General features: G+C 58.0%; 9 protein-coding genes and 1 tRNA gene. 6 read left to right on the top strand and 4 right to left on the bottom strand.

The window, feature by feature from the left end:
• Positions 1-23: 23 nt before the first annotated feature.
• The 3 genes from PHI30_RS07780 to PHI30_RS07770 all read right to left on the bottom strand — a co-directional run bounded on the left by PHI30_RS07780 (position 24) and on the right by PHI30_RS07770 (position 3,248).
• Positions 24-434 carry a hypothetical protein gene (locus PHI30_RS07780; protein WP_300026196.1) on the bottom strand — a complete coding sequence of 137 codons (411 nt, stop codon included), beginning with the start codon at positions 432-434 and terminating at the stop codon, positions 24-26.
• Positions 435-613: 179 nt separating this feature from the next.
• Positions 614-1,948: a glucose-6-phosphate isomerase gene (locus PHI30_RS07775; RefSeq protein WP_300026193.1), complete on the bottom strand. Its 1,335-nt coding sequence runs from the start codon at positions 1,946-1,948 to the stop codon at positions 614-616.
• A 178-nt stretch (positions 1,949-2,126) separates the two neighbouring features.
• Positions 2,127-3,248: a D-alanyl-D-alanine carboxypeptidase family protein gene (locus PHI30_RS07770; protein ID WP_300026190.1), complete on the bottom strand. Its 1,122-nt coding sequence runs from the start codon at positions 3,246-3,248 to the stop codon at positions 2,127-2,129.
• Between the two features lie 115 nt (positions 3,249-3,363).
• On the opposite strand from PHI30_RS07770, the gene PHI30_RS07765 reads away from it, so the two are divergent.
• From PHI30_RS07765 to PHI30_RS07750, 4 genes are all read left to right on the top strand, one after another.
• Positions 3,364-3,437: transfer RNA gene (locus tag PHI30_RS07765), tRNA-Gly, on the top strand.
• Positions 3,438-3,595: 158 nt separating this feature from the next.
• Positions 3,596-4,489 carry a DUF2935 domain-containing protein gene (locus PHI30_RS07760; protein WP_300026187.1) on the top strand — a complete coding sequence of 298 codons (894 nt, stop codon included), beginning with the start codon at positions 3,596-3,598 and terminating at the stop codon, positions 4,487-4,489.
• Positions 4,490-4,745: 256 nt separating this feature from the next.
• Positions 4,746-5,435, top strand: a complete 690-nt coding sequence (locus PHI30_RS07755) for a FadR/GntR family transcriptional regulator (RefSeq protein ID WP_300026186.1) — start codon at positions 4,746-4,748, stop codon at positions 5,433-5,435.
• A gap of 29 nt (positions 5,436-5,464) precedes the next feature.
• Positions 5,465-6,610, top strand: coding sequence for a mandelate racemase/muconate lactonizing enzyme family protein (locus tag PHI30_RS07750; RefSeq protein ID WP_300026184.1), 1,146 nt, complete (start codon positions 5,465-5,467; stop codon positions 6,608-6,610).
• 311 nt (positions 6,611-6,921) lie between these two features.
• Here the strand turns inward: PHI30_RS07750 and PHI30_RS07745 are convergent, their stop codons facing one another.
• Positions 6,922-9,996 carry an S-layer homology domain-containing protein gene (locus PHI30_RS07745; RefSeq protein ID WP_300026183.1) on the bottom strand — a complete coding sequence of 1,025 codons (3,075 nt, stop codon included), beginning with the start codon at positions 9,994-9,996 and terminating at the stop codon, positions 6,922-6,924.
• A 188-nt stretch (positions 9,997-10,184) separates the two neighbouring features.
• Here PHI30_RS07745 and prfB point away from each other — a divergent pair, with 188 nt between their 5' ends.
• Both prfB and PHI30_RS07735 read left to right on the top strand, forming a co-directional pair.
• Positions 10,185-11,309 (top strand): peptide chain release factor 2, encoded by a 1,125-nt coding sequence (gene prfB / locus PHI30_RS07740; protein ID WP_300026180.1) that lies wholly within the window; start codon positions 10,185-10,187, stop codon positions 11,307-11,309.
• A 98-nt stretch (positions 11,310-11,407) separates the two neighbouring features.
• Positions 11,408-12,823 (top strand): MATE family efflux transporter, encoded by a 1,416-nt coding sequence (locus PHI30_RS07735; RefSeq protein WP_300026177.1) that lies wholly within the window; start codon positions 11,408-11,410, stop codon positions 12,821-12,823.
• The last annotated feature ends 159 nt before the right edge of the window (positions 12,824-12,982 follow it).

Below are 12,982 nucleotides of genomic sequence, written 5' to 3'. Positions count from 1 at the left end.
CTTAAAAATTCCCAAGTAAAAGCTTACAGGAACTTTTGCATACCGTCGGTGGCGAGGGCGGTGTCCGCACTGATGGTGACGGTGAACTTGATGTTGTTCTTTTCGCCGAACATGTCCAGCCAGTTCAAAAATGTCTCTGTGTCCTTGCCAATTTCCTGACTGACGGTTTTGCAGAGATTATCGATAAACACGTGGGAAATGTCGTAGTTGCCGGCATACAGACCGCTGATAAAGCCGCGGAACAGGTCATAGCTGTCCAGCTTATATTCCTGCGCGTCAATCAGACGGATATGATAATGAATATCATAGGTCATGTTGCGGTTGGCCTCAATGCAAACCACGTTGCCGGGCTCGTCCTTCGCCGCATTGTTGATCAGTTCGATGAGCTGTTTGGTCTTGCCGGAGCCTTTCACGCCCATAATAAGTCTGACCATAGTAAATCACTCCTGTTATTTCAAAGTCGCCGTGGAAAAAAGAGGGATGCTGTATGTTTACAATAGCATACAATGTAAAAAAATACAATGCAAAAAAGGAACTTCAAACTTTGTTCATAATGTAACATTGACAAGCGGGAAAGCAGCAAAGCAAGCGGCGCAAAAGCGCCGCCTGCTTCTTATTTGTGCAGCTTTGCTTCCAGCACGGCCTTTTGATCCTCATAGCCGGGCTTGCCCAAAAGCGCGAACATATTTTTCTTATAGGCCTCCACGCCGGGCTGGTTGAACGGGTTTACATCCAGCAGGTAGCCGGACAGGCCGCAGGCATACTCGAAGAAGTAGATCAGCTGTCCCAGCGCTTCGGCGGTTTTGCCGCCCGCTTCCACAATGATGTTGGGAACGCCGCCCTCCGTGTGGGCCAGCAGCGTGCCTTCCATGGCCCGATCCCGGATAAAGTCCAGAGATTCCCCGGCAAGGAAGTTCAGCCCGTCGCCGTCGGATGTGTCCATGGGGACGCACAGCCGGCAATCGGAGGGGCCAAGGCGCACCACGGTCTCAAACATCAGCCGCTTGCCTTCTTGAATGTACTGACCCATGGAGTGCAGGTCCGCGGTGAAATCCACGCTGGCAGGGAAGAGGCCCTTGCCTTCTTTTCCCTCGCTCTCGCCGTAGAGCTGCTTCCACCACTCGCTCATGAAGCGGAAGGCGGGGTCATAGCAGGCCAACAGCTCCACGGAGCGGCCGGCGCGGTAAAGCTCATACCGGATGGCGGCGTAGCGCCACGCGGGACACTCGTAGGAGGCTTCCGCGCAAAGCGCCATCATCTGGGCGGCGCCATCCATCAGTGCGCGGATATCCACACCGGCCACGGCGATGGGCAAAAGGCCCACGGCGGTCAGCACGGAGTACCGCCCGCCCACGTCGTCCGGCACCACAAACGTCTCCCAGCCCTCGGCGTCCGCCAGAGATTTCAGCGCCCCCCGGGACTTGTCGGTGGTGGCGTAAATGCGCGCGCGAGCGCCTTCTTTTCCGTATTTGCGCTCCAGAGCTGCACGGAAAAAGCGGAAGGCCACCGCAGGCTCCGTGGTGGTGCCGGACTTGGAGATGACGTTGACGGAGAAATCCTCCGCCGCAACCAGATCCAAAACCTCCTGCAAGGCGTCTGACGAGAGGCCGTTGCCCACGAAATAGACATTGGGCGTCTGCTTCTTCTTTAAGTTGTAATTGGGCGAGCACAGGCAGTCGATCACGCCGCGGGCGCCCAGATAGGACCCGCCGATCCCGATGACCACCAGCGCTTTGGAATGGGACTGAATCCGGGACGCGGCGGCCTCTATGCGGGCAAACTCTTCCTTGTCATACTCCCGGGGCAGATGGACCCAGCCGGTAAACTCCCCACCGGCGCCCGAACCCTTTTGTAGCTTTTCATGAGCCAGCTTCAATCGGGGAGAGAGAGCCTCCTCGTAAGGCATCGGCAAAAAAGCCTTCATTTCGAACAATTTGACGTCCAACATCGTATCATCGTCCTTTCCTTTCAGTGGGCGGTGCGCTGCCCCGGCGGCTGCGAGAGGGCTCCGTCGGCACACGCCGCGCCAGATGCTGAGAGATTCTGCTAAAAGTATAGCAGTTTTGCGGCGCAACAGCAAGGGAAAACGGGGAGGATGGGTACAGAAAAGCAGGACGTGCTTTGGGTTAATCTGACAAAAATGCGCCCTGAAGCAGCCGCAGCAGCATCTGCCCGTAGGTGATTCGGGGGACTGCTTCTCCGCATAGCAGCGGGACCTCCGAGACCACTTCGTCTCCGGCAGTGACGGTCAGCGTGCCCAGCCGGTCCCCGACGGCCACCGGCGCGCTCACGGATTCCACCAGAGAGACGGATTGCTGGAGATTCCCGGCCTTGGCCTTTTCCAGCAGCAGCGCGCTGCCCTCCCCCAGCACCGGTTGGACGGTGGACTGCGTGCCCAGCGTCACAGGGACGGGGGCAAGGGGCGATTCCGGCGTGATTTTTTTCAGGGCATAGTTGGAAAAGCCATAGGTGAGGAGGACTTTGGCGTCCTCAAACCGCTGGGCGGAGGTGATGTCCTTCATGATGACGGCGATCAGCTCCATGCCGTCCCGCTCCGCCGTGCCGGAGAAGCAGTAGAGGGCGTTGTCGGTGGACCCGGTTTTCAGGCCCGTGGCGCCTTCGTAGAAACGAATGAGCTTGTTGGTGTTGACCAATTGGGAGGTACCGCCGCGCAGGGTGTCCATCCAGATGGTGGTATACTGGCGAACGTCCGGGTGGTGCAACGTCAGCTCCCGGCTCATGAGGGCGATGTCATGGGCAGAGGAGACATGGCCCGCCGCGGGAAGGCCGGTGGCATTCAAAAAGGTGGTGTCGTTCATGCCAAGCTCCTTGGCCCGCGCATTCATCTTCTCCACGAAGGCGTCCTCGCTCCCGGCGATCTGCTCCGCCAGCGCCACCGCGCAGTCATTGGCGGATACCACGCACACGGCCTTGAGCATGTCGCTCACGCTGAGCTGCTCGTTTTCCTTCAGCCAGATCTGACTGCCGCCCATGGAGCAGGCGTGGGCGGAGGCGGTGACCATGGTGTCATAGCGCAGTTGTCCAGAGTCGATGGCCTCCATGGTCAGCAGAATGGTCATGACCTTGGTGACGCTGGCGGGTTCCAGTTTGGCGTGCTCGTCCTTGGCGAAAAGAATGGTTCCGGTGTCTTTTTCCATCAGCAGGGCCGAAGGGGCCGCCACCTCCACGGCCCGGGCACCCGTCCCCAGCATCAGCACGGCGCACAGCAGCGCAATCAGTTTTTTCATGGTGATCCCCCTTTGCAGCATTGCTATACTGTATGCCCCATGGAGGCTCGTCATGCCGACATGAGATTTTTCGTCTTGCAATTTGAAATGCGCTCTGTTATAATAGCCAACAGACGCGGCTGTAGTTCATCGGTAGAACGGCAGCTTCCCAAGCTGCATAGGTGGGTTCGACTCCCATCAGCCGCTCCACGAAAGAAAAGACATCCAACAGGATGTCTTTTCTTTTTTCCATACCGGAGACGATACTTCGCAACGAGAGCGCTGTTTGCCCGGGCGGCACATTGCTTTTCGCGGACGCATAGGATGGTGCGATATAGTTCAGTTTATGGAAATGGAGAAAATTGTATATGTATCCAAGTGAATGGTATGCCGTCTATTCTCTGGAGCTGCATCTGTTTTTTGCCCGCATCATGAAAGAACACGCCCTGTTTCTCATGGCGGCGTCCACCCCCGCAACGCCTGCCTTTACGAAGGCGGCAGAAGAATTGAAGCAGGAGTTTGAAGCGCTGCTCTCACGCGCCGTCGCCATAAGCGATGGGGTCGTGGGGCAAAAGGCGCTGCGCTCCGGCGAGTTTTTTACCCCCTTCACCCTTGTTGCCGAGCAGCAGACGGAACGCTTTACAGGCATTGACATCAACCGGGACATTACCATGCAGGAGAAAAATCTGCGGCCCGGCATGCAGGCATCTCACAGCCCCCAGCTGGTGCGGCAGGTGCAAACGCTCAACCGCACCGCGCTTCGCCTTCTGGGCGCCTTGATCTCTCTCAAGGAGCAAATACTTTCCCACGTTTTGAACTGCCAGATGTTCACGATGAATTATCCGCTGCTTCTGGAACACATTATCCGCGAGGCGAAGCTGTATCGGGAGTATGTGTACCGTCTGGAGACGGATGGAGATCTGGATCCGCAGGAAATGGGGGAGCTGGAGCAGTTCTGGAATCAAATCATGATGGAACATGCACTGTTTATTCGGGGGCTGCTGGACCCGTCGGAAAACGAGCTCATCCATACCGCGGATTCCTTTGCCGCGGATTACGCCAACCTGCTCAAGCAGAGCCGCCTTGCGCAGGACCGCACCCTCACCGAAAGCGCATTGACCGAAACCAAAAAATTCCGCGATTTTAAGATGGCCGGGGTCAAAGGCATTGAAACGTGTGAAATCCGCTCTGTGATCTTACCGCTGCTGGCCGATCATGTACTGCGGGAGGCCAATCACTACCTCAGGCTGCTCGGCGACTAGCGTCCGCCGAAAAACACGGCTGTTTTTGCAGACGGTTTGTACCGGTGTCGAGGGAAAAGGACAGCGCCCACGGAGCGCTGTCCTTTTCCCTTGCCGGACTCCGGCACGCGCGATGTTTTGCCCGCCGCTTTTTGCAAACGGGCGGTCTGCGGGACATCCCATGCGAAAAGAAAATGTTGCGTTGCCTCTTGCAATTTCGCAATGATATCTGATATCATATAACCATAAAATTGGCAAGGAAATGGGGCATGCGCACATGATGTTGATTGATCGGGTACAGGAGCAGATCCGCGAGATGATTTTAAGCAAGGAATACGATGCCGCCGGGTTTATTTTGAACGAGGGGGCTTTGTCAGAGCGCTTTGGCGTCAGCCGCAGCACCGTGCGGGAGGCGGTCCGTTCCCTGGAGACCCGGGGCTATGTCAAACGGATTCACGGCAAGGGCGTTCAGGTGGTGGACGGGAGCAAGATGGTGTTTACCCAGTCCCTCACGGACCTCATTGAGCGGGAGGACGGGACCTACGCAGATTTGCTGGAGGTGCGCAGCGCGTTGGAGGTGTTTGCCTGCGCGCTGGCGGTGGAGCGTGTCACGGAGGAGGAGCTGGAGGCGCTGGAGCGTCTGGTGGCGGATATGGAGGGCAGGGAGTCCTGCACGGACGACTATTATAAAAGCGACTTTGCGTTCCATCTGGGATTGATCCGCTCGGCCAAAAATCCCATCATCACCGCCATGGTCAACGGCTATACGGGCCTTTTGTACAAACAGATTCTGCTGACCCGCGCCGCGTCCTGCTGCGAGCGGGAGCATCATTTTCACCGCAACATTCTGGAGGCCGTGAAAGCCCGGGACGCGGAGCTGGCGAGGTATGCCATGTGCGCCCATCTGGCCTCCACCCGCAGAATTCTGACGGAGAGCGGACAGATCCCGGCCTCTCCGACCAGATAAAATTTTATCAGGCAGAAGGGATGAGCGATATGAAGATCAAGGATTTGAGGGTCCACATCATCAGTGCGCCGCTGGCCCAGCCGTTCCAGTTTTCGCAAGGGTGGGTGCATCAGCGGGACTCGGTCATCGTGGAGGTGGAGACGATGGACGGGGTGTGCGGCTTCGGCGAATGTCTGTGCCATGGCCGCCAGCAGCCGTTTATGGCGGCGTCCTTCATTGAGCAGTGCTACAAGCCCCATGTGATCGGGCAGGAGCTTCTGGACGTGGATGTGATTTGGGAAACGCTTTACAACAGCGTTCGCCCCATCGGCCAGCAGGGAATCTGCATCAATGCCCAAAGCGGCATTGATATCGCCATCTGGGACGCCATCGGGAAAACCCTGGGCCAGCCGGTCTGCCGTCTGCTGGGCGGCAAGTACCGGGACAAAATCCCGGCCTACGCCACGGGCTTTTACCGGGTGCAGGGCGCAAAGTATCCGGAGACGGCAGTGGAGGAAGCGCTCTCCTACAAGGAAAAGGGCTTTCGCGGCATGAAGCTGAAGGTGGGCTTTGGCGTGGAGGACGATGTGCACTACATCCGGGCGGTGCGGGAGGCATTGGGCTATGATACCATGCTGATGGCCGACTTCAACTGCGCCTATAATCTGGGAAACGCCCGGCAGATCCTGTATGAGCTGGAGGACGCCCGTCTGGAATTTTTAGAGGAGCTGCTCCCGCCGGAGGATTTGGAGGGCTATGTGGCGCTGCGGAACCTGACGGGGACCAAGCTGGCGGCGGGGGAGTGCCTGTTCGGCAAGCAAAATTTCCGGCGCTGGCTGGAGCGGGGCGCGCTGGATATCTACCAGCCGGACCTCTGCTCCTCCGGCGGCTTTACCGAGTGCCGAAAGCTCGGCGTGCTGACGCAAAGCTACAACACGGCGCTGATCCCCCATGTGTGGGGCTCCGGCGTGGGGCTTGCCGCGTCGCTGCAATTCATCGCGTCGCTGGTGCCCACCCCGCTTTGCTGCAAGCCGGTGGAGCCGATGGTGGAATACGATCAGTCCAGTCATCCCTTCCGGCTGGACCTGATCGACGGGAAAATCGAATTTCGGGACGGCTGCGTCAGCGTCCCCGACGCGCCAGGGATCGGCGTGGAGGTGGACCGCAGGGTGCTGGAAAAATACCGCGTCAACTGAGCGAAAGAGAGGTCCTGCCCGCGGGCAGGACCTCTCTTGGCTTTTCTAAAAAGCCCACCGGGCTTTTTAGACAGGGGGTTTCGCTGCGCTCTGCGCCTCAGATATCCGCTGAAAGCGGACAATTCGACGCTCGCTTCGCGCATAGTGTTTTCGACCACGTACAGGCCGCGGCCGAAAATGGATTTCACTTTTTTGCCGCCCCGGCGGCAAACGCCGTGAGACTGTTGGGGTGCGCGAAAGAGAGGTCCTGCCCGTGGGCAGGACCTCTCTTGCTGAACGCTTCAATTTCGATGCTTCAATCTCAAAAGCGCTTATCCGTTGTAATTTTGCATCCGCCAGACAATGGCGGCAATCTGACCGCGGGTGAGGGTGTTGCCGGGTTTGAAGGTGCTAGTGCCATTGGAGAAGTATCCTTCCACGATGCCGGCGGCGTTGAGCGCCTGCACGTATACGTCGGCAGTGTCGGTAAAGGGCCGGTTCGAGGAAAGATTGGTAACGTTGAGCTTCATCGCCTTTGCCGCCAGCTGGGAAACCTGCAGGCGGGTGATGGAGCTGTCCAGATTCACGCTGCCGGACACCAGCCCGTCCGCCTGCGCCTTGGAGAGATACCCGCTGAAGGTATGGCTGCCGGTGGGGGCCTGCTCGGAATACCCGGCGGCCAGCATGATGAGCTTCAGGGCCGCGCCGTAAGTGACGGTGTTGTCGGGCCGGAAGGAGCCATTGGAATAACCGCCGATGACGCCGGCATCCGACAGCTCCGTTACATACTTATAACACCACGTGGAGGAGCTGACATCGGAAAAGCGCTTGACGCTGTTCACAATGCCAAGACAGAATTTGCCGGAGGCAATGGCGTTTCCGGCGGTGTCATAGGCCACGTAGGGAATCTCCGCAGAGCCGGTGTAGCCGCTGGCGGGGACAAATTTCAGTTGGCTCATCTGCTGCGTGCCGCTGCCGTAGGTGTACCGGGTGGCGATATCCGCGCCGAGAGAGACATAGGTGCCGCTGACATTCACCGCGCCCACATTGGATGTGGGCAGCTCCAGCAGCTGGATGGAGGCAAGGCCGGTGCCGGTGGCGTTATAAACGGCGTTGTAAATCGCGGAGGCGGGCAGGGAGACGGCGGTGTTTTTGGGAGTGACGCCGTAGACCTCGGAAACCGCGCTCCGGGTGACGCTGATGAGAATGGAGCCCTGTACGGACTTGCTGTTGGAACCGGTGGCGGTAAAGGGAATGGAACCGCAGTAATTGGAACCGGAAGGAATGTAGGTGAGCTGATTCAGGTCGTACTGGCTGGAGGTGGGGCTCAGATAGAAGGACTGGTCGTCGCAGTTTCCGGCGGTGAGCTGCTTGCGGTCACTGGCGTAATAATTATAATACAGCGCGCCGGAGGAGGGAACGCCGATGAGCTCCACAGACTGGAGGGTGCTGCCGGGATACTGCTTCTTAAAGAAGCGGGAGATGTCGTTGGCATTGATCTGCACCGCAGTCCCGGTGGTGACATAATAGCGGATGTTGCCGTAGCCGGTGCCGCTGACGATCGCGCTCTTGGCGGGCTGAATGACCAGCGTACCCTTGACGTACTTGTCGTTGTCGCCGTAGACCCGGAAATCAATGGACAGCGCCTCGTCAAAGCCGCTGCTGGCCACGAAGGTCAGGTCGCTGAGGGCGTAATCGCCGTAATCGCTGGAGCTGTAATAGAATTCGTATTCTTCCAGATCGCTCTTGGTAAATTTTTCCTCGTTTTTGCCGTCGTAATCATAGTACAGATAGCCGTCGGCGGACTTGTAGGCGCTGTCCGGATAGAACTTGACATAGCGGACGGAACCGTCGGCGTCCTCTTTGTAGATCTTGCTGAAGTCGGTGCGGTCAAAGTCCGCTTCTTTGTCGCTGCTTAGGGTGTAGGTGATGTCGCCCTCGTCCTCATCGTCGTCGTCCGCGTCGCCGATCAGGATCTTCAGCGTGCCCTCCAGCTCCTCGTCGTCGCCGTAGAGCGTAAAGTCCAGCGTCACGGTCTCCCCGTCGGAGCCGCTGGCGGAAACGAAGCTCAGATCCTCAATGGGATAATCGCCGTACTTGCTGGAGCTGTAATAGAAATCGTTGTCCTCCAGCTCCGCTTTGGTAAACTTTTCCTCTTCCTTGCCGTCGTAGTCATAATAGAGGTAGCCGTTGGAGGATTTATAGGAGCTGCCGGGGGAGAAGGTGAGATAGCGGAAGGTGTCATCATCGTCGTACTCGTCGTCAAAAAGCTCCTTGAAGTCAGAGCGGTCAAAGGAAACGTCGTCCTTGACATCCACCTTGTAGGTGATGTCTCCGCTGCTGGAAGAGGAGGTGGAGGAGGAAATCTCAATTTCCAGTGTGCCTTCCAGCTCGTCCTCTTCGCCGTAAAGCGTGAAGTCCAGAGAGACGGTTTTGCCCTTGGCGTCGCTGCCGGCCACAAAGCTCAGGCTGTCCAGAGAATAGTCGCCGTACTTGCTCTTGCTGTAATAGAAGTCATAATCCTCCAGATCGCTCTTGCTGAAGGTTTTTTCGCCCGTGGCGGCGCGGTTGGAATACAGCACGCCGTTGGAGGTCTTAAGAGAACTGTCGGCCTCAAAGTTGACGTAGAGGAAGGTGTCGTCGTATTGATCTTCATAAAGGTCCTTGAAATCGGAGCGGTCAAATTTGATCTCGTTGCCGGGCTTTACCTTCCAGGTGAGATCGCCGGTGCCCTTGGTGTAAAGGGCATAATACGTCGTGTTGGAGGAAAGCGCGGTTTTGGAAACCTCGGAAGAGGAGAGATAGGACTGCCCGTCGTACAAAGCGGAAGTGCCCGGGTCCTTCTTGCTCCAGCCCTTAAAGGTATACTCCGTGCTGCCGGAGGAGGACTTGGTGGGGGTGCCCGGGTTGGAGGGAGAGGCGTCCTTTTTCACGCTCTGGGTCTGATAGGTCTTGGCGCCGTTCATAAAGGTGACGGTGATGTTGGCGGTCCCCGTGGAATATCCGCAGGTATCGCACTTGCCGTCGTTATTCAAATCCACGTGGCCGCCCAGATTTTCCCGATACCCGCACACCGTGCATTGATCCCAGTGGTTGGAGGCATCATATTTCATGGCGCCGTTGTAGACGTGGGATTCGTGGGTGGTTTGCGCGCCGCAGTCGGCGCACTTTTTCCAGTGGGTGGATGCGTCTGTTTCGTAGGCGGCGGACCAGTTGTGGTTGGCCTCCTGCGTGCCGGGGCAGCCGCTGGTGAGACATTTGCGCTGATGCTGTGTGTCGTTCAGCTTTTGCCAGCTGCTCCAGTTGTTGTGGCCGCAGTCCGTCGCCATGGCGGCAGGCATCAGGCTTACGACCATCATCACGGCCAGCGCAAAGGCCGGGAGCTTCTTTGTCAAAAATCCTTTCATATGCGACCTCCATATCATTCCTTACCGATAATGCATCTACTTGTACCATAGCTGAAATGAATAGAAGAATCATGAACAAATTATGAACAACCGCCCGTTCTCGCTGAAAATCAGGTTTTACTTTACAAATAAGCATCCCTCCTATATAATACTATGGCTAAAGAAATTCGAAGGATGGAGAAATTGCCATGGCCTTGATCGAATATGACGTTTACAAGCAGAAGCTGCGGGACTTGGGTCCTGAGCTTCAAAAGCTGGCGGCGGCGCTGGACGTGGAAAGCGCCCGGCAGGAGGCTGCCCGACTGGAAGAGGAAACCGCGCAGGATGGGTTTTGGAATGATGTGGAGCGGTCGCAGAAGGTGCAGATGCGCCTTAAGCAGCTGCAAAACAAGGTCGCCCGGCAGACCAAGCTGGTTTCCGCGTGGGAGGATTTGACCGCCCTGTGCGAGATGGGGCAGGAAGCGGACGACGCCGACCTCCTTGCGGAGCTGAAGGCGGAGTACGCCGCGCTGGAGGAAAAGACGGAGGAGACCCGCATGACAACGCTTCTTTCGGGGGAGTACGATAACTCCAACGCGATTTTGCAGTTTCATGCCGGCGCCGGCGGCACAGAGGCCCAGGACTGGACCCAGATGCTCTACCGGATGTACACCCGCTGGGCGGAGCGGCACGGCTTCACCTATCAGATTCTGGACTTTGAGGACGGCGACGAGGCGGGCATCAAGTCCGCCGCCATCTCCATTGAAGGGGAAAACGCCTACGGCCTTTTGAAAAGTGAAAACGGGGTCCACCGGCTGGTCCGCGTCTCTCCCTTTGACGCCAACGCCCGTCGGCAGACGTCCTTCGCCGCGGTGGAGGTCATGCCCGAGCTGGAGGACGATTCCTCCATCGAGATTCGGGACGAGGATATCGAGATGCAGGTCTACCGCGCCTCCGGCGCCGGCGGTCAGCACGTCAACAAGACGTCCTCCGCCGTCCGGCTGATCCACAAGCCCACCGGCGTTGTGGTGGCGTCCCAGCAGGAGCGCAGCCAGTTCCAGAACAAGGACAACTGCATGAAGATGCTGCGGGCCAAGCTGCTGGAGCTCAAGGCGCAGCAGCACGCGGAGAAAATTTCCGATATCAAGGGCGTCCAGATGAAAATTGAATGGGGCAGTCAGATCCGCTCTTACGTGTTTATGCCCTATCAGATGGTGAAGGACACCCGCACCAGCTATGAAACCGGCAATATCGACAATGTAATGGACGGCGATCTGGATGGGTTTTTGAATGCATATCTGACCCAATTAGCCACCGGAGAGCTGAAAAAGTAAGACGGAAAGGCCCACGGCCTGACGGACACACTGAGATGCGGCTTTTTTAGCCGCGTCTCTTTTTTGCAAGAATGGTTTACAAGAGAAAGGAAAGCTTAATGAAAGCACAAAATACCGCGGGCGGGGTCCCGCAGGAAAATAAGATGGGCGTTTTGCCGGTGGGCAAGCTGCTGGCGGGCATGGCGCTGCCGATGATGATCTCCATGCTGGTGCAGGCGCTTTACAACGTGGTGGACAGCGTGTTTGTCTCCCGCCTCAGCGAAAACGCCTTCAATGCAGTGAGCCTGGCATTTCCCCTTCAGAGTCTGATGATCGCGGTGGGCGCGGGGACCGCGGTGGGCGCGGGGACCGCGGTGGGCATCAATGCCCTGCTTTCCCGCTCTTTGGGCGAAAGGCGGCAGGAGATGGCGGACCGGGCCGCCGGTACGGGCATCTTTTTGTCCCTTTGCAGCGCGGTGGCGTTCGCGCTCATCGGCATCTTCCTCTCCCGGCCGTTCTTTCTGGCGCAGGCGAAGGCGGTGCCGGAGATCGTGGAGATGGGAACCGCCTATACGGAGATCTGCCTCGGCTTGTCCGTGGGCCTTTTCGGACAGTTCTGCTTTGAGCGGCTGCTCCAGTCCACCGGGCGGACCATGCTGGCCATGTGCACGCAGCTCATCGGCGCGGTCATCAACATTATCATGGACCCCATTTTGATCTTCGGATTGTTGGGAGCGCCCAGAATGGAGGTGGCGGGCGCCGCTGTGGCGACGGTTTTAGGCCAGATCGCGGCGGCTGCTGCGGCGGTCATCCTGAATTTGAAATGCAATCCGGATATTCGCCTCCGGGCGCGCCTGATCCGCTGGGACAAGCGGGTGGCGGGGGAAATTTACCGGGTGGGCTTTCCCTCCATCGTCATGCAGTCCATCGGCTCCGTCATGACCTTCGGCATGAACAAGATCCTCTTTGTGTTCACGCCCACCGCCACTGCGGTGTTCGGCGCGTATTTCAAGCTCCAGAGCTTCATCTTCATGCCGATTTTCGGACTGAACAACGGCATGGTGCCCATCATCTCCTATAACTACGGCGCGGCGAAGGCGGAGCGGGTGTGGAAAACGGTAAAGCTGACCATCCTGACAGCCGTTGCCATCATGGCGGCGGGCTTCCTGCTGTTTCAGACCGTGCCGGCAAGTCTCCTGGCCCTGTTCGACGCCTCGGAGGAGATGACGGCCATCGGAATTCCCGCCCTGCGGATCATCAGCATTTCCTTTTTGCTGGCGGGCTTTTGCATCATTGCAGGCTCCGTGTGTCAGGCCATCGGAAACCCGTTTTACAGCATGATCGTCTCCGTGTGCCGCCAGATGCTGGTGCTGCTGCCGGTAGCCTGGCTGCTGGCGCAGACAGGAAAGCTGGAGCTGGTCTGGTGGTCCTTTCCCATTGCGGAGGTCGCCTCGGTGACGCTCAGCGCCATTTTCCTGCGGCGTACGGTGCGCAGCGCCGACGCCCGGATGAGGGCCGCCAACGAACAGGCGTGAGGCTTGCCTGCGCAAAATAAAACCAGGCTCCGCTTTTGGCGGAGCCTGGTTTTTTATTTAGTCGTCCAGACTGATGGCGCTGACGGGGCAGCCGTCCCGGGCCTCCTGGGCGCTTTCAAGCAGTTCGTCGCCAAAGTCGCCGCCGTGGGCGAGACCGTC

This window comes from Oscillibacter sp., from assembly GCF_028693505.1.
In the GTDB taxonomy this organism is placed as follows: Bacteria; Bacillota; Clostridia; order Oscillospirales; family Oscillospiraceae; genus Oscillibacter.
The sequence above is the reverse complement of the archived record's forward strand: the minus strand, read 5'-3'. Positions and strand labels throughout refer to the sequence as shown.

What these genes read in the sequence shown, in the direction of transcription:
- PHI30_RS07760 (WP_300026187.1), top strand. Translation starts at nt 3,596, where the DNA reads ATGTATCCAAGTGAATGGTATGCCGTCTATTCTCTGGAGCTGCATCTG.
- PHI30_RS07750 (WP_300026184.1), top strand. Translation starts at nt 5,465, where the DNA reads ATGAAGATCAAGGATTTGAGGGTCCACATCATCAGTGCGCCGCTGGCC.
- PHI30_RS07770 (WP_300026190.1), bottom strand. Translation starts at nt 3,248, where the DNA reads ATGAAAAAACTGATTGCGCTGCTGTGCGCCGTGCTGATGCTGGGGACG.
- PHI30_RS07755 (WP_300026186.1), top strand. Translation starts at nt 4,746, where the DNA reads ATGATGTTGATTGATCGGGTACAGGAGCAGATCCGCGAGATGATTTTA.
- PHI30_RS07775 (WP_300026193.1), bottom strand. Translation starts at nt 1,948, where the DNA reads ATGTTGGACGTCAAATTGTTCGAAATGAAGGCTTTTTTGCCGATGCCT.
- PHI30_RS07735 (WP_300026177.1), top strand. Translation starts at nt 11,408, where the DNA reads ATGAAAGCACAAAATACCGCGGGCGGGGTCCCGCAGGAAAATAAGATG.
- PHI30_RS07780 (WP_300026196.1), bottom strand. Translation starts at nt 434, where the DNA reads ATGGTCAGACTTATTATGGGCGTGAAAGGCTCCGGCAAGACCAAACAG.
- prfB (WP_300026180.1), top strand. Translation starts at nt 10,185, where the DNA reads ATGGCCTTGATCGAATATGACGTTTACAAGCAGAAGCTGCGGGACTTG.
- PHI30_RS07745 (WP_300026183.1), bottom strand. Translation starts at nt 9,996, where the DNA reads ATGAAAGGATTTTTGACAAAGAAGCTCCCGGCCTTTGCGCTGGCCGTG.